At 62.1% G+C, this 21339-nt stretch carries 24 protein-coding genes; 12 read left to right on the plus strand and 12 right to left on the minus strand.

Annotated elements, in window-relative coordinates; translation table 11 throughout:
- Positions 1–104 precede the first annotated feature (104 nt).
- The 8 genes from ATN38_RS08990 (at position 105) to ATN38_RS09025 (ending at position 6606) form a co-directional block, all read left to right on the plus strand.
- On the plus strand, positions 105–695 hold the full coding sequence (locus tag ATN38_RS08990) for a MauE/DoxX family redox-associated membrane protein (RefSeq protein WP_218747824.1): 591 nt from the start codon (positions 105–107) through the stop codon (positions 693–695).
- Between the two features lie 44 nt (positions 696–739).
- The gene (locus ATN38_RS08995) at positions 740–1348 is read left to right on the plus strand and encodes a redoxin domain-containing protein (RefSeq protein ID WP_047271944.1); all 609 of its coding nucleotides are present in this window, start codon (positions 740–742) and stop codon (positions 1346–1348) included.
- 75 nt (positions 1349–1423) lie between these two features.
- Positions 1424–2095, plus strand: a complete 672-nt coding sequence (locus ATN38_RS09000) for a methylamine dehydrogenase light chain (RefSeq protein WP_029256402.1) — start codon at positions 1424–1426, stop codon at positions 2093–2095.
- Complete coding sequence (locus ATN38_RS09005; RefSeq protein WP_047271943.1) at positions 2092–3411, plus strand: hypothetical protein; 1320 nt, start codon at positions 2092–2094, stop codon at positions 3409–3411. The genes ATN38_RS09000 and ATN38_RS09005 overlap by 4 nt, the downstream gene beginning before the upstream one ends.
- Positions 3408–4997: a multicopper oxidase family protein gene (locus ATN38_RS09010; protein WP_118606991.1), complete on the plus strand. Its 1590-nt coding sequence runs from the start codon at positions 3408–3410 to the stop codon at positions 4995–4997. The genes ATN38_RS09005 and ATN38_RS09010 overlap by 4 nt, the downstream gene beginning before the upstream one ends.
- Positions 4998–5024: 27 nt before the next feature.
- Positions 5025–5372, plus strand: coding sequence for a plastocyanin/azurin family copper-binding protein (locus tag ATN38_RS09015; RefSeq protein WP_218747825.1), 348 nt, complete (start codon positions 5025–5027; stop codon positions 5370–5372).
- Complete coding sequence (locus tag ATN38_RS09020) at positions 5372–5695, plus strand: biphenyl 2,3-dioxygenase (protein ID WP_218747826.1); 324 nt, start codon at positions 5372–5374, stop codon at positions 5693–5695. Before ATN38_RS09015 ends, ATN38_RS09020 begins: the two co-directional genes overlap by 1 nt.
- A gap of 74 nt (positions 5696–5769) precedes the next feature.
- Positions 5770–6606: a hypothetical protein gene (locus ATN38_RS09025; protein ID WP_042925930.1), complete on the plus strand. Its 837-nt coding sequence runs from the start codon at positions 5770–5772 to the stop codon at positions 6604–6606.
- A 95-nt stretch (positions 6607–6701) separates the two neighbouring features.
- Here the strand turns inward: ATN38_RS09025 and ATN38_RS09030 are convergent, their stop codons facing one another.
- From ATN38_RS09030 to ATN38_RS09055, 6 genes are read right to left on the minus strand one after another with little or no spacing between them, the layout of a single operon-like run.
- Positions 6702–7391: a vancomycin high temperature exclusion protein gene (locus tag ATN38_RS09030; protein WP_019745580.1), complete on the minus strand. Its 690-nt coding sequence runs from the start codon at positions 7389–7391 to the stop codon at positions 6702–6704.
- Between the two features lie 25 nt (positions 7392–7416).
- Positions 7417–9150: an ABC transporter ATP-binding protein gene (locus ATN38_RS09035; RefSeq protein WP_218695736.1), complete on the minus strand. Its 1734-nt coding sequence runs from the start codon at positions 9148–9150 to the stop codon at positions 7417–7419.
- A complete protein-coding gene (locus ATN38_RS09040) occupies positions 9147–10961 on the minus strand; it encodes an ABC transporter ATP-binding protein (RefSeq protein ID WP_228232269.1) in 1815 nt (604 codons plus the stop codon). The genes ATN38_RS09035 and ATN38_RS09040 overlap by 4 nt, the downstream gene beginning before the upstream one ends.
- Positions 10958–11305 (minus strand): plastocyanin/azurin family copper-binding protein, encoded by a 348-nt coding sequence (locus ATN38_RS09045; RefSeq protein WP_218747827.1) that lies wholly within the window; start codon positions 11303–11305, stop codon positions 10958–10960. The genes ATN38_RS09040 and ATN38_RS09045 overlap by 4 nt, the downstream gene beginning before the upstream one ends.
- A gap of 10 nt (positions 11306–11315) precedes the next feature.
- Positions 11316–12878 carry a multicopper oxidase family protein gene (locus tag ATN38_RS09050; RefSeq protein WP_218747828.1) on the minus strand — a complete coding sequence of 521 codons (1563 nt, stop codon included), beginning with the start codon at positions 12876–12878 and terminating at the stop codon, positions 11316–11318.
- Positions 12875–13897, minus strand: a complete 1023-nt coding sequence (locus ATN38_RS09055; protein ID WP_050656042.1) for an ABC transporter substrate-binding protein — start codon at positions 13895–13897, stop codon at positions 12875–12877. Before ATN38_RS09055 ends, ATN38_RS09050 begins: the two co-directional genes overlap by 4 nt.
- A gap of 147 nt (positions 13898–14044) precedes the next feature.
- Between ATN38_RS09055 and ATN38_RS09060 the strand changes: the two genes are divergently transcribed.
- Positions 14045–14776 carry a TetR/AcrR family transcriptional regulator gene (locus ATN38_RS09060; RefSeq protein WP_030536498.1) on the plus strand — a complete coding sequence of 244 codons (732 nt, stop codon included), beginning with the start codon at positions 14045–14047 and terminating at the stop codon, positions 14774–14776.
- 62 nt (positions 14777–14838) lie between these two features.
- Here the strand turns inward: ATN38_RS09060 and ATN38_RS09065 are convergent, their stop codons facing one another.
- On the minus strand, positions 14839–16002 hold the full coding sequence (locus tag ATN38_RS09065) for a S9 family peptidase (protein WP_003940397.1): 1164 nt from the start codon (positions 16000–16002) through the stop codon (positions 14839–14841).
- Between the two features lie 174 nt (positions 16003–16176).
- On the opposite strand from ATN38_RS09065, the gene ATN38_RS09070 reads away from it, so the two are divergent.
- Positions 16177–16617, plus strand: a complete 441-nt coding sequence (locus ATN38_RS09070; RefSeq protein WP_218747829.1) for a VOC family protein — start codon at positions 16177–16179, stop codon at positions 16615–16617.
- A gap of 21 nt (positions 16618–16638) precedes the next feature.
- Here ATN38_RS09070 and ATN38_RS09075 read toward each other — a convergent pair whose 3' ends face one another.
- A complete protein-coding gene (locus tag ATN38_RS09075; protein ID WP_118607001.1) occupies positions 16639–17238 on the minus strand; it encodes a TetR/AcrR family transcriptional regulator in 600 nt (199 codons plus the stop codon).
- Positions 17239–17296: 58 nt separating this feature from the next.
- Positions 17297–18730, minus strand: coding sequence for an FUSC family protein (locus ATN38_RS09080; protein ID WP_218747830.1), 1434 nt, complete (start codon positions 18728–18730; stop codon positions 17297–17299).
- Positions 18731–18788: 58 nt separating this feature from the next.
- Between ATN38_RS09080 and ATN38_RS09085 the strand changes: the two genes are divergently transcribed.
- Positions 18789–19304, plus strand: coding sequence for a MarR family winged helix-turn-helix transcriptional regulator (locus tag ATN38_RS09085; protein ID WP_218695730.1), 516 nt, complete (start codon positions 18789–18791; stop codon positions 19302–19304).
- A 1-nt stretch (position 19305) separates the two neighbouring features.
- Here ATN38_RS09085 and ATN38_RS09090 read toward each other — a convergent pair whose 3' ends face one another.
- The gene (locus ATN38_RS09090) at positions 19306–19710 is read right to left on the minus strand and encodes a PaaI family thioesterase (RefSeq protein ID WP_003940256.1); all 405 of its coding nucleotides are present in this window, start codon (positions 19708–19710) and stop codon (positions 19306–19308) included.
- A 117-nt stretch (positions 19711–19827) separates the two neighbouring features.
- On the opposite strand from ATN38_RS09090, the gene ATN38_RS09095 reads away from it, so the two are divergent.
- A complete protein-coding gene (locus tag ATN38_RS09095) occupies positions 19828–20271 on the plus strand; it encodes a helix-turn-helix domain-containing protein (protein ID WP_030536494.1) in 444 nt (147 codons plus the stop codon).
- 2 nt (positions 20272–20273) lie between these two features.
- On the opposite strand, the gene ATN38_RS09100 is transcribed toward ATN38_RS09095, so the two are convergent.
- Complete coding sequence (locus ATN38_RS09100; protein ID WP_030536493.1) at positions 20274–20729, minus strand: PPOX class F420-dependent oxidoreductase; 456 nt, start codon at positions 20727–20729, stop codon at positions 20274–20276.
- 33 nt (positions 20730–20762) lie between these two features.
- Positions 20763–21272, minus strand: coding sequence for a hypothetical protein (locus ATN38_RS09105; RefSeq protein ID WP_030536492.1), 510 nt, complete (start codon positions 21270–21272; stop codon positions 20763–20765).
- Positions 21273–21339: the final 67 nt, after the last annotated feature.

Consider the following 21339-nt stretch of genomic DNA (forward strand, 5'->3'; position numbering starts at 1 on the left):
TGCACCTCGTCCAGGCGTAGCGCGGTCGACGCGGATTCGCAGCATCGCCCGTACAGGATGTGTCCCACACACCACCGGCACTACCCGAGAGGAACGGAGGAAGCATGCACTTGGTCAGCGCCACCACTTCGGCGATCATCGGATTTGTTCTCCTGCTCGCCGGCATTCCCAAGCTGAACGACCACGACGGGGTCCTTCGTTCGGTGCGCGGATACAAAGTGTTGCCGGTGCGACTCGAAGTACCGATCGCTCGCATCCTTCCCGTCGCGGAAACCGTCGTAGGCATCCTCCTGGTTCTCGGCGTGGCCCATCGCCTCGCCGCCTTGGTTGCTGCCGTCATGTTCGCGTCGTTCTTCACAAGCCTCACGATCAACCTCCTGCGTGGGCGACGCGATCTGGACTGCGGATGTTTTGCATTCGGAGTCGGCGAGATTCCGCGTATCGGATGGTTCCACGCCGTTCGCGCCGGAACACTCGCGGTGATCGCTGTGGCACTGTCGGTCACCGCCGGACAGGCTGAGATCGGCGTCCAGGCCGTGGCGGCGACCTTCGGATTCCTCCTCGTCCTGGCTGGAGTTGCTCTCGCACAGATTCGTTCGGTGGTCCACCTCGGACGACGCCCAGTCGACGACTATCTGTCGAGCGCCTCCATCCGCCTCCGAACCGCCGAAACCGCGTCCCGGTACGGCTCGTGAACTTACATCCCCACCACTGAAAACTCGAAGGCAGGACCACCCCGATGACCAATTTCCTCCTTGTCGCGACAGTGATCCTGGTGATCGCCGTAGCCGTACTGTTCTTGATGGTTCTTGCTCTGGCTCGTGAAATCGGCCGCGTACAAGTACGTCTCGGACCTCTCGGTGCCCGGATGATGGATACCGGGCCCAAGGTCGAACAGGCCGGCCCGTCGTTTGCCGGTCTCATCGATCAGGAAGGACGGACCGTCGGAGTCGGTGGTCACCGCGACAAACCGCAACTCCTGCTGTTCACAGCACCGAGTTGCTCGACGTGCAAGAGCCTTCTTCCCGGCGTAAGGGCAATGGCCCGAGCCGAATCGGATCTCGACGTGATCATCATCTCCGACGGAACACCCGAAGAGCATCGCGAGTTCCTGGCCGGCAGCGGGATCGGTTCCGAGCTCAGTTACATCGACGCTCGAGACGTCGGTATCGCATACCAGGTGGGCACCACTCCGTACGGCGTGATTCTCGACGAGCACGGCAAGATCAGAGGAAAGGGCCTGTGCAATCACATGGCTCAGGTGGAAAGCCTGCTCAATGCGCTCGAATCCGGCACCCCCTCACTCCAGCACCTTCATGCCCAGGCGAAATCCGGCAGCGCGGCCTGATCTTCCTGCACAGTTCGATCCTCTTCACGAATCAGGAGAAAATCGTTGGACGACAATGAATTCCCGCAGCACAACATGACGGAGAATCGATATCCCGTCGACGAGGCGACAGTTCAGGCCCAGGCCGAATGGATGGCGGGCCAGGGCGGTTCGCTTACCAGCCGAACCGGACGTAAACTCTCCGAACGAGTTTCGCGGCGATCCATGATCAGTCGGATCGGCAAGTGGACCATGGGTGTGTCAGGAGTGGCACTGATCAGCACACTTCCCGTGACACGTAGTGCCTTCGCCCAAGAGCCCGAGGTTCCTGCGCCGGCACCTGGCCCCGAACCTCTTGTCCCTGTCTACGACGGTAAAGATCCGGCCGAGTGCGAGTACTGGCGCTGGTGCAACATGGACGGAACGTCCTGTGCCGCATGCAACGGCGGCGGTGTCACCACCTGCGCCCCCGGCAGCAAGCCCGGCGCAGAGTTCTGGGTCGGATGCTGCACCAACCCTGATACCGGCAAGACCTATCTGATCGCCTACTACGACTGCTGCGGTGCGCCTTCGTGTTCCAACGCATTCTGCGGCGAACCGGACATGCAGGCCGTGATGTACAACCCGGTCTCCGGAAGCTACGACCAGGAAATCATCTGGTGTGTCTCCGACGAGTCCCAGGCATACACCTGCACGATGGCGCCCATCATCGGTGAGGACTGCCAGACTCGACCGGCCGAGCGCCCCAAGGTCGGTGCCGGATCATGAGCAGTCCGCGAACCCGAAAACTGGCGCGACCCGCCGTTGCCGTCATCCCACTCACCGTCGTACTCGCGCTGGCCGGTTGCAGTTCGTCCGACAACGACGAACCTTCCAGCGCAGGTGATGTCACCTATCCGACAGTTCCGTTCACTGCACCGGGCGAGGGAATCTCCCTCGGTCACGACGACCAGGAAATCGGCGACACCATTCCCGAGCCGTTGCACGTCGGTTCGATCACCCCGATCGCAGCTGACCGCTTGCTGGGCGTCGAAGGTGGATTCGGCCAACTCGAACTCAGCGTCAACGTCATCGATCCGAAAACTGGTGTGGCCGAGAGCCGAATCACCGTCGGCCCGGGTATCTGGGATCCGGTCATTCACGGATTCGTCGGGGATTCCGCCGAAGATCCTGCGGTGCTCGCTGCCGAGGTGTGGCGGCCCCGAGGTTCCCGCGGCGCAGCAGATTTCACGGTCAGCACCTACTCCGGAAACCTGCTGGAACCAGCCGAGGTCATGCTTCCGGACGTCGCACGCGTACATTCCCGTCCCGGCTCGAACGCCGTGACCTCCGACGGCAAGTTCTTCGTCACGTGGGACGACGGTTTGTACGGCATCAGAGTGGTCGACCTCGAGAAGAAGGAAGCGACCGGTGCACTCCAGATAGTCGGCTGCGGTCCGTTCACGTGGATGGTCGATCACGCGCTGTACAGCGTCTGCGAGGACACCCGGGAACTGCTGCACGTCACGATCGGTGACGACGGTGTTCCGAAGGAAACCGCCCGAAGCAAGGTCCTACCCGAGGATTTTGTCTCCACCCGCAAGGTCACGTGGGCATCGAAAGCGAATAAAGCCTTGCTGGTCAGTGAGAACGGCGATGTGTACGTCTTCGACTTCTCCAACGGACTACCTCAGGAAGGTGTCAAGCCGATCGGAAACGCCGGGCAGGACTCCGGTCGATTCTCGGAGAACGTCATCAACGCCGACGCAACCCGGCTCGCAATCGCGTACACGGACACGGCTATTCATCCGGACTCTGCTCGGGGAGGCTCACTGGTCACGATCGACTTGTCCGACGCAACGACCTTCGCCCCGGTGAAGAGCTTGACGCTTGCAGACCTCGGCCTGACAGACATCAAGAGCATGACCTTTTCCGTCGACGGCGCCACGTTCTACGTGCTCGGTACCGGACCTGAGGTCGAAGGCTCCGCTCCGCAGAAGATCGTGGGTTACAACGCGAGCACCGGCGAGCAGGTCAGTTCCGTCGATGTCTCGGGCAACGTCGGGGATGTCAGCGGGTTGATCACACCAGAAGTACTCCGATGAGTCGTCCCGGATCCGGTGTGGTGATGGGCCGGCGCCGCTTCCTGAGTTTGGGAGCACTCGGCGCCGGAGCACTCGGGCTCGGCGCAATGGGGACGATTGCCGGATGCAGTTCCACTGCAGCATCTCCGACGCCCACAACCGATCTCGACTACATCCTGCCCACCGACCCCGAAGTTGCCGCCGCAGAATCGGCGCGAGCCTGGAACGGGACCACCGCTGCGTTTGCCCTTGCCGCCGGATTCTCGACGGTAGATCTTGGCGGACGCCTCGTGAACACGTGGACGTACGGAGGCGCTGCGGTGGCTCCGGAACTTCGCCTGAAGTCCGGTGACCGGGTGAACGTCAGCGTCCAGAACGGCCTCGACGCCGAAACAACACTGCACTGGCACGGAATTCGAGTCCGCAACGACATGGACGGCGCGGCACCCACCACGCAGGCCCCCATCGGTGCCGGTTCGAGTTTCGAGTACAACTTCATCGCACCGGATCCGGGAACGTACTGGTACCACTCGCACAGCGGATTACAAGCCGATCGGGGGCTCTTCGGCGCCATGATCGTCGAGGATCCGAACGACATCACCGGGGCCGACGCCGATGCCGTTCTGGTGCTCGACGACTGGCTCGACGGATTGGGTACCACCCCGGATTCCGTCCTGATGGCCCTGAACCCGGCAATTTCGGGCGGGCACGGCGGACACGGCGGTGGGGCAACAACTCCGGCGGAACACTCGGAAGCCGACATGTCCGTCGCGCAACAGTTGGTGAGCGGCGGACACGGTTCTTCCGAACCACTCGGCGGGATGACTCAACACATCGCGTATCCACTGCACTTGATCAACGGGCGGCCACCCAATGATCCTGCTGTCGTGACTGCAGCGCCCGGTTCGACCCTGCGACTGCGAATCATCAACGCAGCCGCCGAAACTCCGTACCGGTTTGCTGTGGCCGGTCACGAGATGACAATTGTCGCTACCGATGGCTACGACGTGGAACCAACTCCCGCCGACACCATCATCGTCGGAATGGCGCAGCGCTACGACGTGCTGGTGACGGTGAAGTCGGGAACATGGCCGGTGGTGGCGAAGGTCGAGGGCCGAGATGGTTATGCGTCGACCGTCCTACGCAGCACCGACGCGTTGGCGCTGGCGAACCCGGATGTGGGCGGAAACCTCTCGGAACTGGCCGGCCGACTGGTCACCGAAAGCGAACTCCGGCCCACGGAATCCGCACGGCTCGAGACGAAATCGCCTGATCGCGACTACCGCATCGAGTTGATCCAGGCCGGCGATCGGTACGTCTGGGGAATGGCGGGGGCCGATGCAGGCAAGCTCGTCATGAAACAGGGCGAACGGGTCCGGATCACGATGAAGAACGCGTCCACGATGTGGCACCCCATGCACACCCACGGCCACACGTTTGCGGTACCGGATTACGGCGGACTTCGCCGCGACACCGTCAACGTCCTACCCGGCACCGAGCTTGCCATCGAGTTCGACGCCGACAATCCCGGCGAGTGGATGTTCCACTGCCACAACGCCTACCACTTCGAGGCCGGCATGACGGCAAATCTGCGTTACGTCCGCTGACAAGTCGAAGAATGGAGAGAACACCTCATGAAGAAACTCGTTCCCGCTTTCCTGGCCGCGTGCGCTGCCCTGAGCCTCACCGCCTGCAATAGTGATGCCGGTGCGTCGTCGGACGAACCTGCAGTCGTGATCGAGGTGAAGAACATGGCGTACACACCGGCATCGGTCACCATCGAGAAGGGACAGACCGTCGAATGGAAGTTCGACGACAGCGGACTCCCCCACGACGTGGTCGGCAACGGTGATCTCGACGGGAAACTGAAGAGCGAGTTGCTCACCGAGGGAACCTTCTCGTACACGTTCGACGACGCCGGAACCTTCACCTACCACTGCACGCCCCACCCGATGATGGTGGGCACCGTGATCGTTCAATAGTGAGGAGGTGGATCGCCGGCTTCGGCCTCGCCGTCGCGGCGACGTGTGTCCCAGCTTGCGGCACAGAAGATCCCGTCCCCGACGTGCTGGTCGAGATCAGCAATGTTCAGTTCAGTCCGATGGACGTCACCGTGGAGCACGGCGGCACCGTCGAGTGGCGCTTCGACGACGGCGGACTCCTGCATCACGTGGAATCACCCGGCCTGTTCGACAGCGGTATCACCGGAGACGGAACGTTCCGGCACACGTTCGAGAGCGTCGGCGTCTACGAATATTCGTGCTCCGTGCACCCGTACATGATCGGAGTCATCACAGTGCTGTGAACTCTGGCTCATCACTTTTCGCTGCGACTTCGGCTCGACACTTTTCCTGAACCACAAACACTTCGGAGGATCTGATGACTACTGTTCTCTCACACGGCCCACTGCAGACCGACGTCCCTGACATCCGGCCGACCCTTCAAGGCTCGGTCGGCACCGCGACCCGTGTCAGCCTCGTCGCGGCGGGCGCCGCTGCGGGTGCCGGCCTCGCACTCGTGGCCACGCCATCTGCGACAACAGCTTTGACCACAGCTGTTATCGGCGCCGGACTGGTTACGTCGCTGGCCGCGAACTGGTCGACCTGCGGAATGTCCGTCGCCGGAGTTGTTGCGGCGCCGAAGCAAGTCGATCGGAAGGGATCCTCGACTCCCGTCCGCCGACTCGGCTGGCACGCTCTGGGTTCGGTCACGACGGGAGCCGTCACCGGGGCATTGATCGGCGCTCTCGGTGCGGCGATGTCCGGGTACGTGCCGATCGGCTGGGCGCTCGGCGTCTGGGCCGTCGTCGCGGTTGCATACGGGCTGCATGAATTGGGTGCGGTGAGCATGCCGACTCCGATGCGGCGCCAACAGCTTCCGCGCCATCTGCGCCGCACGATGGCGCCGTGGAAGGTCTCGCTGATCTTCGGCGCGATCATCGGTCCGGGATTTCTGATCTTCATCCGCTCGAGTGCGTACTACCTCTTGGCACTCGGCGTCATGGCTTCGGGTACACCGGCTCTCGGGGCGGCGCTGTTCACGGTCGTATCCCTTGGCCGCTGCATGCCCAGCCTCGCGGCAATCGTGCACACCAAGCGCGGTGGCTCGATGCCGGGATTCCTCTCGATCATGTGCGTCGTGGACCGTCGCGTGCAGAGCGTCACCGGCGCGGCATTGATCGCACTGGGAGCATTCGCCGCCGCAGCACTGATCTGACTCTCGACCGAGCACCCTTCACCTCGAGTGAACACATGCTCCGACTCTCCGGAGCGTGTGTTCGCTCGACAGAAACCGTGCGCACTCACCCCGCGTCAGGGAATCGACAGCGCCACCTGGACCGAGTCCTCCGACGGCGACGTCACCTTTGCGTCCCGACTCCACAGCATGTCCAGCGCTGCCTTGGGCTTGGCAAGAACCCACTCCCGGGCGGCGTTCTTGATCAGCGTCGGAGTTGCGCACCCGCAATCGCTGTTCACCCCGTCTGCGTCGATGCCGACGTCTCGGCACAGCGCCACAGCGCGGGGCACGTGATACCCCTGAGTGACGATCAACGCCTTGGTCACCCCATACGTATGTATGGCCCGGAAGCAGGTGTCATAGGTGTCGAGGCCGTACGGATCCCCCACGATGCGACGCTCATCTATTCCCTGCTCCACCAGGTAGTTCGTCATCGCCGCGATCTCGTCACCCGAGCCGCCGTTCGCGTCGCCGGAGACCAGGACCGCTTTAGCCTTTCCCGCTTCCACCAGTTCTACTGCTGCGTCCAGCCGCCCTTTCAGGAAAGCCATCGGCTTACCGTCCTTGATCTGCGCGCCCAGCACGATCACGACCGGAGCATCGGGAGCATCGGCGGCGTCCGACGTGTGGCCGGCCGACGCCACGGAAATCCACACGATCGAGCCTGCGTAGACAACCGCTCCGAGCACCGCAATGCCTGCGACCCAACGAGGCCACCGGCGCTTGCGCGGCGGTTTCACTGGATCTGCAGCGGCTTCGTCCATTCGTCGATCAAACCACACGGTTTCTTCACCGCTTAGGCGCTCGGTCGATCCTCCATCCCTCCGCGCCACTGCGCTCGGCCCACAGATCCAAGTACTTTCCACCTCGCGCGATCAGGTCTTCGTGGGAACCGACCTCCTCCACCCCACCGTCTTCGAGGTAGACGATGCGATCTGCTCCCTGAATAGTCGACAGGCGATGAGCGATGATCACCACCGTTCGACCACGGGCCAATCGGTGAATTGCCTCGGTGATGGCGACTTCGTTCTCTCCGTCGAGGGCTGAAGTCGCTTCATCGAGAAGAACAATCGGAGTGTCCTTGAGGAATGCCCGCGCAATCGAGACCCGCTGACGTTCACCGCCGGACAGCAGTGATCCGCCTTCACCTACCCTGGTCTCCTCACCGCTCGGCAAACGGTCGATCACTTCGCCTAGCCTGGAATCCACCACTGCTTGACGTACCTCCGACTCGGTGGCATCCGGTCTCGCCAACCGAACGTTCTCCAGGATGGTTCCGTCGAACAGGTAAACCTGCTGTGAGACAGTCGATATCCGAGACATCAATGCTCTCGTTCCGATGTCGCGAACATCGGCTCCCCCGATGGATACCGCACCTTCGTCGACGTCCCAGAATCTGGAGATCAGCCGAACCAGAGTTGTCTTTCCGGAACCGGAAGGACCGACCAGAGCAGTGACCGAGCAATCCGGGAATTCGAGGCTCACGTTACGAATCACGCGATCCGGGCCGTAGCCGAAGGAGACCGAATCGAACCGAATATCATACGACGTAGGCGCTTTCGGCACCTCAGGCTCCGCCAGCACCGGTACATCGATCATCTCGCGGACAGATCCGAGCGACACCCGGGCCAGTGAGATACCTTCACCGAATCCTGCGAGCATTTGCATCGGCTCCACGAACCTCACGGCCAACACGAGAACAACGATCACGCTTGCTGTGTCGATGGACCCGGTGGTGACCAGCAGTGCCGCCAGAACCAGGACGGTGAGAAAGGCAACCTGAACGACGATCATGAAGCGCAGCAGATACTTGTCGACCGATCCGATTTCCTGCAGGTGTGCGTCCCGGTTGGACACAAGAGCTTCGTCCAACCGAGTCCAGCCTTCGCCACTCTTACCGGCCGAACGTAGAACTTGCTGCGCCTGTGCATATTCGACGACGCGTGATGCCAACTCGGATTCGCTCTTGCCGATCGCCTCGTATTCGGGAACAACCGCACGCTGCACGTTGCGGTAAGCCCGAATCCCCAGTGGAACGAAGACGACCATCGTGAGGGACAGTCGCCAGTCCACAAACAAGACAGCGATCGCCACGGTCGCGGGAGTCACCGTGACGGTGACGAGTTGCGCGATGATCATTCCCGGGATGCTCATCAAGATAGCCGTGCCCTCGGTGACCAGGCGAGTGAACGCTCCACGGTTTGCCTTGCTGAACCACCCGAGCGGAACCTGCACCAAGTGCTCACCGAGGCGATGCATGATTCCACCGGCAAAACCCTCGATTCCGATGCGGTACGCCCGATTCTCGGCGATCCACCGTACGGCGCCACAGGCCACCGCCACGAGAGCAGCCGTGACAACCCACGGCACTGCGGCGTCGTAATCGCCGCGAACCACCGCTTTCAGGATCGGAATCATCAGTGCAAAGACGACACCCTCGAGTATCCCAGCGAGCGTGAAACCTGCTATCTGACCTCGCATCCCATTGCCGCGCCCGAGGATTTCGTCCAGGTCTCGAATCATTGCAGCGCCTTTCGCGGAGATATGTCTTCGACGAGGGGGTTCTGGAGCGCCCACATCCGCGCGTAGGTTCCGCCGAGCGCCGACAACTGTTCGTGCGTACCCTTTTCCACGATCCGTCCGGCGTCGAGAACGAGTATCTGATCTGCATATCGGACGGTGTGCAGTCGATGAGCGATCACCATCAGGGTGCCGCCGTCCGCACTGATCTCACCCAGTGCGCGTTGAACGGCCGATTCACTGTGGGGATCGGCCTGCGAAGTCGCCTCGTCCAGGATGACGATCGGCGGGTTCTGAAGGATGGCGCGGGCGATCGTCAGGCGTTGCTTCTCCCCACCCGACAGCTCACCGCCCGAACCACCACCGATCTCGGTGTCGTACCCGTCCGGCAGTCGCATGATCACGTCGTGAATCTGCGCCCGCCTCGCCGCTGTCTCCACTTCCAGATCCGTTGCATCCGGTCGACCGAGCCGAATATTCTCGCGCACGCTGTCCCGCAGGAGCACAACATCTTGGAAGACGATGGCCATCGATCTCAAGACTTCGCGACTGGACTGATCTCGTAAATCGCTTCCGCCCAGTCGAATAGACCCGTCCGTGACGTCCCAGAACCGCGGAAGTAGACGCGCCAAAGTGGTCTTTCCGGAGCCGGAGGGGCCAACGATCGCGGTCACGGTGCCCGGTTGCATCTCGAAGGAGATGTTCTCGAGGACGCGCTGCCCAGTGGTGTATTCGAAGCCGACGCTGTCGAATTCGACCAAAGTGCTGCGAGCAGGCACTGCATCCTGAGGTTCGGCCAGCTCTGGTTCGCCGAGGATGCTCTCGACGTGAGTCGCTCCCAGTTGGCCTTCGCGGTAGAGGTTGGCCATCGTTCCCATGTGCAGAACCGACGACGGAACACCGATTCCGACGACCAGAAAGGCAACAAGAGCTACCGGGGTAATCCAACCCCCGGACAACATTGCAGTTCCCGTCGCCGTGATGACCACGATGAGTACCGCCGGTGAGAGGAGGATCGACATCGCGACCACCGGCCTTCCCATCCCCGACATCCATCGCACGCACACCGCAACCATCGAATCGACAGCGCTCGAGTAGCGCGCGAATGCGCGACTCCCACTCCCGTACGTCTTGACAACCTCGATACCGTCGCCCAGTTCTACTGTCGCAGAGGTCAATGTCGACATTGCAAGATTCCAGGAGTCGACGTTCGTTCGATAGGCTCTGCGCATCGACGGCGCGGCGAGAGCGAGACACACTCCGATGTAGCCGACCAGGACCAGGCTGAACTTCCAGTCCATCGCCACCAGATAGATCAGGGCCACTATCGGCGACAAGATCGCGGGCACCACGTCGGCGGGAAGGTGAGCGACGAGAAGATGCATCCGCTTCACGTCGTCCGTCATCGCCTGCTTCACTTCACCGGTGCCACCATTTGCAAACCACCCCAGAGGAACTCGGGACAGATGCCGAGCGATACGCGAGCGGATCGAGTATTTGAAATGCGCGTCGGCGGTGTGGCACACGGTCAGCGCTGCGTTGTAGACGACAAAACCGAGAATTGTGCCCGCTGCACCGATTGCGGCCCACAGCCAGACCAGGTTCAACGACGAGTCGGTCAGGAGCACCCGCGCGATCTCGACCACCGCAACGTAGGGCAGGAATCGCAACGGCACCGACAGTGCCGACAGACCCGCCCCTAGGAGGAGTTGATTTCTCACCGGCGCGATCATCCTGCCCAAAGCGTCGCGGTCGACGAGTCCAGGCGAGTCTTCCGGGGCTGCGGCCTCGTTCACTTTCATTGCCGCACTCACTCTTCGACGATGATCGTGCCGGTCATGTTCGGATGTGGTGTGCACGTGTAGGTGAACGTTCCGGCTTTGTCGAAGGTCTGACTGTAGGTTCCGCTTCCTTGGAGATCGCTCTTGATCCCCAACTCGGCGAACACGACATCGTGCGGCATTCCCTGGTCCTCGAAAACCCACGTGACGGTCTGTCCTGTGTGCACGGTGACGGAGTTCGGTTTGTACGCAAGGTTTTTCACCGAGATCTCGACCGGCGCTTGCTCGGTAGATCCCGTCGAATCGTTGCCGCACGACGTCAGTGTGAATACCGCTGCAACAGCGATCAATGTGGTCAATCCGGTGCGAAATGACATTCTGCTCTCCTCATCGAACGTAGTGGAGGTCGGCAGTCATCCCGGCCTCGAAGTGGTACGCGTTGTGACAGTGAAACATCCACCGTCCTGGATTGTCGGCGTCGAAGTCGATCGCCATTTGTGTACGCGGAAGTACGATCACGGTGTCTCGGCGAAGCCCGCCGTAGGAGGGAACCGAGAAGGTGTGCCCATGGGTGTGCATCGGGTGCCACATGTCGGTGTCGTTGTTCATGACGATTCGTATTCGCTCGCCCTGCTTCATTCTCAACCGACCTGCATCGGCGCCCGCCATTCCCCAGAGGTATCGATCGCCGGCCTGAATGAGATCCACCGAATACGCACGATCCGGTGCCCTCTGCTCCAGCGCTCCTGACGGGCGAAGCTCCGATTCCAGAACGAGCCGACCGCCGGAACCTGACAGCACTGCAGGCGAAGTCAGGTCGACGACCGCTACCGAATCCGGCGTCCGAAGCAGGCACGCGACGCCACCTGACTTCCCTTCCACCTTCGCGGCGATGGGCCACGAGCCGGACTGCACCGTCACCAATACGTCGTATCGCTGCGCGGGTGCGATCAGAATCTCGTCTCCGGCTGTGTAGGCAACGTCCTGCCCGTCAGCACTGACAACGGTCATCTCGTGCCCGGCGACCGAGAAACGGTACGGAGTCTCCGCCCCGGCATTGATCACCCGCAATCGAAGCCGAGTTCCGGCCGTCGCACTGACGACGAAGGGATCTTCCACAGGCCGTCCGTTGATCAGGTGCAGTGGATACGTGATGTGCGTTGCCATTCCACCGAGCGCCTCGGAATTGCCGTGACCGCTGGCGAGAAGTTCTGCGGCAGAATCAATCTCTGCATCATCGACTTCCGGTGGAGCTCCGCTGTGCCCGTGGTGTCCTCCCTGCACGTCCGGTGACAATGCGCGAAGCACTGCATCCGGGGTTGTTCCCAGCCCGTCGAGCCAGTCGTCGATCACGATGACGACGTCCTCGTCGGCTCCGGTCCGGTCGTTCGGGTCCTCGACCACGAGTGCACCGAATAACCCTCGATCGGCCTGCAATCCTGAATGGGAGTGGTACCAATATGTTCCGTGATCCGGGGCCACGAAGTCGTAGGTGAACTCGGCACCTGGTTGGATTCGTTCCTGGGTGACCGGCGGGACGCCGTCCATGTCGTTGCGGATCGCAATGCCGTGCCAGTGCACCGAGGTCTCCGTCGGAAGGTCGTTCTGCAAAAGAACGTTGAGCCGGTCTCCCTTGGAGATTCGAAGCTCCGGGCCAACTGCTTCCGCACCGTACGACCATGTGTCGACCTCTCTGGCGCCCAGACTCACCCGAGCCGGTGCAGCTGTCAGATTCCGTTCGACTGTGCGCCCGCTATGAAATCTCGCCTGTTCGGCAGCACGAACTTCGTCGTCGAACGGTGAAATCTCAGAACTGGATTCGTTCGCCGAGCCACGGCTGCACGCACTCAATGCCACAGAACCCAAAGCCGCAGAACCCACAGCCGCAGAGCCGAGCGTCACCGCTCCCCATCGCAGAGCCAGGCGCCGACTCAACGCACTCGAACTCATGCCGTCAGCGCCGTGAATTCCTGATAGCGCGTCGCGGCAACAGCTTCGGTTCCGGTGCCGGTCAGATTGCCGGCAGCCATGGCATCCATGTCCTCGATCATCCAGAAAGTGGCGAAGGGATGAGTGGCGAGCCACATGTCTCCGTTGACCTTGGCCACTCGGTTCTCCTGCACCGCTGAAAGACTCGAGAACCCGGGAACACCGGCAACCTTGCCGAACTCGTACACGCCCTCGTCGAACACGGCCACGATCCGAGCATCCTGCGCCGGGATCGCCTCGTCGGACAGGGGCGCATACGGCAGTCCTCCAGCGGCATTCGATCGCTGGGATTCCGGACGCCCGAAGCCGCTCTCCGCCAACAACAAGGACGGCGGCGCCTGCTCGGTGGTGGTGGCAAGGATTCCAGAACTGCTCATCAGCACCGACACGGTGTTCGCTTCACCACCGGACCGAGCAGAGACGTCAGCGATCTTGCCCTCCAAGGCGACAGTCAGCTTGTCGGCAACCGACTGACGATCAAAAGCGCGTCCGAAGAAGGCAAGATTCTCACGCCACGGAGTGGTGACGGCCGGGACCGGCACTGTGGGGACGGTCGATGCGAGGGAGTCGTAGTAGCTCCGATCGCCCATCGACGTGAAGATGACCAGTCCGGGATCCTGGGCGAGGACCTGCTCGATCGGGGGTGCACCGAGCGGCGGCACCGTGACCACCTCGGTACCAGCTGACGCCAAGATGTCCTGGCCGATCTCCGATCCCCACGACGTGAAGACCACATCAGGGGTGATGCCGACGGCAAGGAGACCGAGTGCGGCGTATTCGTCGAGGGAAACAATTCGCCCGAGGTCGCCCGGAACCGACGTCTCACCGAATTCGTGGGACACAACACGCGTTCCCTCGGCAGGTTCCGTCGTCGGTCCCGCCTCACTCGAGCTACAGGCGGCCGCAGTCAGGGCAACGACACTGACCAGCAGCGAAGCGCCCAGCCTCGATAGGTAACCGGGTCGCGTTTTCAACTTCATGGTGTCCTTCAGCTTCGAAAAATCGGGGGGGTTCGCATAAATCCGAGCACTGCTCGGATTTGGCAAGTAAACCTCACCTAAGTACATCCGTCAATCGCTTGCGTCGACTACGCACACCGATCCGACGCCACTAAGCTCGGTCGGACCATGACTGCGCCATCACCTGACAAGAAGTCCGCCGCGAAATCACAGCGCCGCCGGAGTTACAACACCGGGATCACTGCGGACGCGGTGCTGACCGTGGCGTTCGGGCTCAGTCGCGAGCACGGAGTCGAGGGCTGGTCGCTGCGGCAGCTGCTCGGCGAACTCGATACGTCGTTCTCCGTCGTCTATCGACTCGTCGGAGATCGGGACGCACTCTCGGCTGCGGTGGTCGACAGTGCGGTGTCGGCCGTGAACGTGCCATCTGCACAAGAAGATTGGCGTCAATGGCTGACGCATCTGCTCTTGCAGATGCGAGAGGCCTTGATCGAGTGTCCAGGCGCGGCACAGTGGCTGCTGATGAACGGAGTTGCCACCCAGCGCAGCCGGGAACTCATGGAGGCCGGATTGGCATCGCTGATCGACGCCGGGTTCGGGGAAGAAGCCGCTCAGGCTTACACCGTCGCCTTCACCTCGACAATCACACTGATCGCCATGAACGACGCCAGGCGCATTCCCAGCGGACAGCCTTCACCCGATCACAGCGCGATGCTGGAACGACTGAGTAACGACGGACCCTCAGATCCTCGTTCATCGATGGAGACACTGATCGGGAAGTTCGCCGGTCCACCGGATGCTGCGGAAGCAACACGGGCAGAACACTATCGCTACACACTCGACCGTGTCCTCGACGGCCTCGAGGCGCGGCTGAACGCAATCAAGGAGTCACAGAAATGACCGAGGGTCGCTGTCGCAGTTGTGCGACAGCAACCCTCGGATGAGTTGGATTCTCGATATGTCTAACGGAACAGGTTCGCGACGAACGGAATCGTGTCAGCCTGTGATTCGACCAAAGCGCCGCTGTGATCGGTGTTGTAGGTCTTGAACGTGACCGGTTCACCGTTGGCGACCAACGCTGCAACCAGCGAAAGTGCAGACGGTGCAGGGACATCCACGTCGAGCAAGCCCTGGCCGATGAAGATGGGGCGATCGTATCCACTGGTCGGTACACCCATGTAATCGTTCAGCAGACCCTGGAAGTTCGGGATCTGACTGAGCGGGCGGGAGAAGATGTCACCGAGGACCAGATCCTTGGATGCCTCGTCCAGGTCTGCGGCGCAGAGCTTTTCGGCCGAGTCGACCTTTTCCCTTCCCAAGTCGTTCAGGTAGGAATTCAAGTCGATCTCGGGGTGCGCTTCCCGCAAGCCCGCGAGGATGTAGAGCGCGTACGACGTCAATCCGCCGCCGAGGGCGATGGGAGGGAAGCCCGGACCGGCAGGCAGGAGGGTCAACTCGATGTTGGCCGGCACTCCGGTACCCACCCCGCCGCGATAGTCGAGAGAATCCCCACCGTATTCAGTGGCGTAGCGCGCCGTCGTGATGGCCGCACCGCCGCCCTGCGACTGCCCGACCACTGCCCACCGATTCGAGATGGTGGGGTCGATCACCCGAGCAGCCTTGACCGAGTCGACGACGCTGTGCGCCTCCACCTTTCCGTCGAGATACGGCATCAGCCCCGGTGTTCCCAGACCGACGTAGTCGGTGGCGACTACGGCGTAGCCCTCGGAGAGCCAACGCCCCAGGTAGGGGTAGTCGCGCTCGGGCAGGCCAGGACCGACCAGCGAAGGGGCACAGGAATCGTCGAGTCCCGTGGTGCCGTGCGCCCACGCAATGACGGGCCAACCACCTTCCGGTGCCGGACCGGCCGGGACGTAGTACGCGCCACTGCTCAGCGCAGGCCCGCCGTTGGAACCGATGGTCCAGTACGTGAATCGCTTGGCGTCGGCGGTACCCGGAATCCACAGATCTTTCGGTAGCGGCTCACTCGACACCACAGTGCCGGTGGCTTGCGACGCGCTCGGTGCCTGTGCGGACGCGATGGGCGCAGCAACGGCGGAGCCGATCGTTGCAGCACAGAGGGCTGCGATGGATATGCGGGCAAACGACTTCGACTGGAATTTCACGTCTGACGACTCCGGTTCGTGCGGTGGGCGACCTCGTTGGACGTTATCGTAGATTTTGTTTAACCGATCGGTCAAGCAAAATCTTGCAGCTTCGTGAAACGTATATGTCGAGATTCCGGCCCCAACTCCGACCTAGCATCGAACCGCACGAAAAAACAGTAGGAGGATGTGTCCATGGCACACGTACAGCGTTTCGACCACATCGGCATCACCGTCGCGGACCTCGAATCAGCGACGGCATTCTTCGTCGGTCTGGGTCTCGAGGTGGAGGGCACCGGATCCGTGGAGGGTGAGTTCGTGGAAACCGTCTGCGGTGTCCCTGGAGCCAAGTGCGAAATCGCCATGCTGCGCCCGCCGGGCGAAGGATCACGGCTCGAGCTCTCGTCCTTCGTCACGCCCGAGCACGTACCCGGATCGCCTGCTCCGATGGCCAACGAGATCGGGATACGCAACGTGTCTTTCGAGGTGGGCGATCTCCAGGTTGCGGTCGACGCGGTGGCTGCGGACGGTTACGGACTCATCGGCGGGATCGGCGAGTACGAGAACAGCGTGCGCATGGCCTACGTCCGGGGGCCTGAAGGGATCATCGTGTCCCTGTTCGAGCAGATCGCCTGAAGCGTCACGGCATTCGGAGCGTCAGATCGCCTTCCAGGAGCTGGCCAGAGCGCCCATCGCGGCCGCGAATTCGGCGAACGCCGCGTCGATTCTGACGCGGTCACCGGTGGTCACCAAATCGAGCGTCAACCCGCGAATCTGCGCCAACACGATCGTCGCGTAGCGATCAGCGCGATCGGGTGGACATCCGTACGCGAGCGCAGCTTCCGCCAAACCACCCAACCAGTCCCCCACCACATGGTCGAGAAACTCGCGATACCGCTCCGGATGCAACAACGCCTGTCCGTAGATCTCGAACATCAAGCGAAAGTTCGGCAACGATTCCGCTGATGTGCGCCCATTCCAGTAACTCGTCAACATCTCGACGATGTCGGTCCCGGAAGAGATGTCGAGAGAAGAGCTGTCTCGCAGGGTGGCAACTACTTCAGTGAGCAGTTGTTCCTTCGAACCGAAATGATGGATGAGTGTCGCATGACTGATCCCCAGATCCTTGGCCAATGGCCGCATGGACAGTTCACCGACGCCGTTCGCCGTGACGTACGCGGTTACCTGCTCGAGCAATTCGGCACGGCGATGCTGGTAACGCAGTTTCCGGCCGTCGACCGGCGTGCTGTCCTCCACCTGCAGGAGCCTACGCAGTACCGGAAACACGGCAGTACCGGAAACACGGCAGAACCGGTTACACGGTGACGTGGTGGCGATCCGATCGACTGATCGTCACAGCGGCGACGACAACACCGATCACCACGCCGATGAGAGTGTCCGCGACGCGAGCCACTGCCGCTTCGGTCCCGATCGGAGCACTGAAACCGATGAGGAGCAGTGCCATCGGGGTGACGGCCAGTGATGTCAGTGCATAGTTCTTGATCACGAGCAGCTCAGCAGCAGTCTGCAGAATCACGACCACGGCAACCGCTTGCCAGTAGCCGAGCGTCAATGCGATGAGAGCAGCAGCGACGACGGCGCCACCGACATTTCCCACCAACCGCTGAATCCCACGCTGGACGGTCTGCTTGTAGTTCAGCCCCTGCATCGCGGCGATGGCACCCATCGACGCCCAGAGCGGATGCTCCAACCCGGCTCCCGCCGCGAGCCAACCGGCCAGAGCCGACGCTGCCACGATGCGGAGAGCATTCATCCGCACCGGGCGCGAATACAGCCGATTCAATCCTTCGAGAAAATAGCCTTCGGGCGCGGCCAGGTTCTTTGCCGGTGCGAGATCGTGTTCGATCATGCTGGAACGCTTGAGCTTCCGAAGCTCCTTCTCGTGCCGAGCAATGCTGCGAATCAGGGTGGCGTCGCCGTGCAACTGCCACTCCTGAACTGCCGCTTCCGCTTCGTCGAGCACCGCCACCAGTTCGCGTCCGTGATCGACGGTCGACTTGATCCGGCCACTCGACGCAACAACCAAGCGGGCGTTGGCAATCGATCCGAGCGCCGGTTCCACTCCGTCTGCGCCGGACTGTTCGAGACGCCCCACCGCAGAAACTGCACGGGCAACTGCCAGGCGGGCAGGTCCCATCGGCAGTACGAGCGCTGGGAGCATCGCGGCCGCCCAACCGACCAGAACTCCGAGCGCACCGGCAGTGACCAACCGCGCCAAATCGTCAACGCTGGAGGCATATCCGGCTGCACCGGTCGCCGCGAAGACGAGGATGACGGGCCCTGGCCCGGTGATCCGGAAGCCCGACATGAAGCAGTACGACGCACCCGCAAGCAAAGAGAGGATGCCGATCTGCAACCACATCGGAACGCCCGCGACACCCATGGCGCCGCCGAAGGCAATCGAAACCACCAGTGCAGCACCCACCATTGCCAGCTTGCCGGCCAACCGTGGATACGGCTCGTACCTGCCGAACGCGGCGCACAGCGCGCCCAAGGCCGCGAAGCCGGCCAATTCCCGATGCCCGAGCAGTCCGCCGACCACGAGGACTACGGCGGTGGCGAGCCCGACCCTGATCGCGGGGGCGATGGTCGCGTCGGCAGATCCGACGCGAAAAGCCGCTCGCCACGTCGCCCCGGAGACGGTATGTGCAATGGCCTCACTCGAATGAGTGAGACGGCTGGGCGTCCTGGCTGCGGTTTCGGTTCGGCTCACCCAATCAGCATACATTTATTTCACTAGTAAATTACTTGTGAAGTAATGTGAATTCTGTCGCTAAGATAGGGACATGGGCGCGGCGAACAGATCCGAAGACGACTTCATCGACAAAGTCCGTCGCGAATGGAAGCGCGCCTACCCCGAGTTCGACACTGCTCCCGTCGAGGTGATGGGCCGGATCGCCCGCATCAACGCGCAGTCTCTTCACCAGCTCGACCGCGCACTGGCGTCCAGCGGGGTCTCTCGCGCCGAATTCGACGTGATGAGTGCACTTGCTCGCAGTGACCGTCCCCTGCGGGCGAGCGAAGTCACCGCCGTCACGATGGTCAGCGGCGCCGCCACCACAAAACACGCAGACCGCCTGGCCAAGCTGGGCTTTGTCGAGCGTCAGCGCTTCGAACACGACGGACGAGTGGTTCTGCTTCAACTCACCGCTGCCGGTCGCGCATTGGTCGAGGCAGAGTTTCCCCGACGCGTCGAGCGAGACCGTCAAGTACTCACCGGACTCGACGAGGACGAACGTGCCCAACTGACGGCACTGCTCAAACGCATCTCACTCAACATCGACTCGGGGATCTGGGACTGACCTACTTCGGCAGCGGCACGTTCTGCAAACGCACCTGACCGCGCGCCACCTCTTTGCCCGATTCCGGATCGGTGATGACCACCGACCACAACTGCTGAACCCGGCCCTGCTGTATCGGCACAGCCACGACGTCCACGCGCCCACCCGTACGCGCCCGCAGGAAATCCGTTCCGTTGTGCACTCCGACGGCAAATTCGCCACGGTCCGCCACTGCAGTGCTGGCCCCGATGCTCGCGGCGGACTCGACGGCGGTCGTGTAGACACCGCCGTGGACTACGCCCCACGGCGTGTGATGCTCCTCGGACAGATCGATGTGCCCGACAACCTTCGTGCCGGACACCTCGTCCAGTTGCAATCCGGCAGCGCTGACAAATCCGCTTGCTGCCTCGAGATTCAATTCCGTCATGACGACCCCTCATCTGCTCCGTTGGATTTCTCGACCTACCTTCCGCCCTCGAATACATGCCGTCAAGTGCTAAGTTGGAATTCCCAACTAACATTTCCAACTAACAGGGGCCCAGAGATGACGGCGACAAAAGGACGCAACTGCTCCATCGCCAACGCCTTGGAGGTCGTCGGCGAGAAGTGGTCACTGTTGGTGCTCAGAGAAATCGCCCTCGGGCAACGACGGTTCGACGAGATCGCCGCGGGCACGGGTGCGAGCCGCGACATCCTCGCCGCGCGTCTACGCACCCTTGTCGACGCCGACGTCCTCGCGAAGCGACGCTACGAAGACCATCCACCGCGCTACGAATACGTCGCCACCGAATCAGGGAAGGCGCTCTATCCCATTCTGATGGCGCTCATGGAATGGGGGGACGCCTTTGCGACGACGGGTCCACCGCCAACCGTCGTCGAACACCGTTGCGGTGAGATCCTGCACGCCCAAGTTGTGTGCGCGCACTGCAAAGAGCCGCTGGCCGCCAAAGACGCGCATGTAGTCGAACTCTCGCCGCCTGCTCGATAGCGTCAGCGTCCGGGCGGAAACCCGCCTGTTGCGATCGGACCCCAGGAGTCGACGGTGACGCGGATCAGGCTCTTACCCTGCTTGCGCATGGCTTCGCGGTACTCGTCCCAGTCGGGATGATCACCGGCGATGGATCGGTAGTAGTCGACCAACGGTTCCACCGAGTCCGGGAGGTCGATCAACTCCGCGGTTCCGTTCACCTGGACGTACGGGCCGTTCCACTCGTCGGAGTGGATACACAGAGACACCGCCGGGGTGCGGCGGACATTCGCGGCCTTGGCCCGTTCCGGGTACGTGGAGATGACGATCCGACCCTCGTCGTCGACCCCGCACGTCACCGGAGAGATCTGCAACTCGCCGGATTTCTTCACCGTGACGAACGTGGCCCGATGGCGCGGCCTGACGAATTCGAGGAGCTCGGCAAACGACACACGATCTGCGCTGGCGATCTTGGACATGACCTCAGCCTAATTCGATTTACGAACTGACGCTCAGGGCATCTCGATGGTCTGAGCACGTGCGATTTCGCCGATTGCACGAATGATGTACGCGCTCTGAGCTTTCTTCACTCCGGTCGACAAACTCCCGATGACCAGAACCGCCGAACGCAGGTACGCGCCGTGCCCGATACGGAACGAATCGTCTTCCAGATCCGAGATCCCGAGCGCCCCGGTGTAGACCGCAGCGAGCGCCTGCACGTCCAGATCCGGCAGCCACACGATCGTGGACTTGGCGCAGGCGGTGAGCGCATCCTGCACGTCCTCGCTGGACAAGCCGTCCGGATGCGTGTCCTCGAGCAATTCGCGCACGATCGCCGCGTGAACCGAGCTGACCTGCTCGAAAGAGAGCCCGCGCAGTTCCTCGACAGCCACGAGTAGTCCGTCACGATTTGCCGCCCGCACCGCGGCGAGTGCGTCGGCCGTGGCATCGGCGATGTCACGGGCGACCTTCGGCCAATGCGTCGGCCAGCTCTGTTCTGGCGTCCGCTGTTCTGGCGTCATCGTGATATCTCCTCGGTCCTCGTGTTCATGCGGAAGCCTTCCACATCCCACCGACAGGCCAGGCGAT

It is taken from the genome of Rhodococcus sp. FH8 (assembly GCF_019266085.1).
GTDB classification, from domain to species: Bacteria; Actinomycetota; Actinomycetes; order Mycobacteriales; family Mycobacteriaceae; genus Rhodococcus_F; species Rhodococcus_F qingshengii.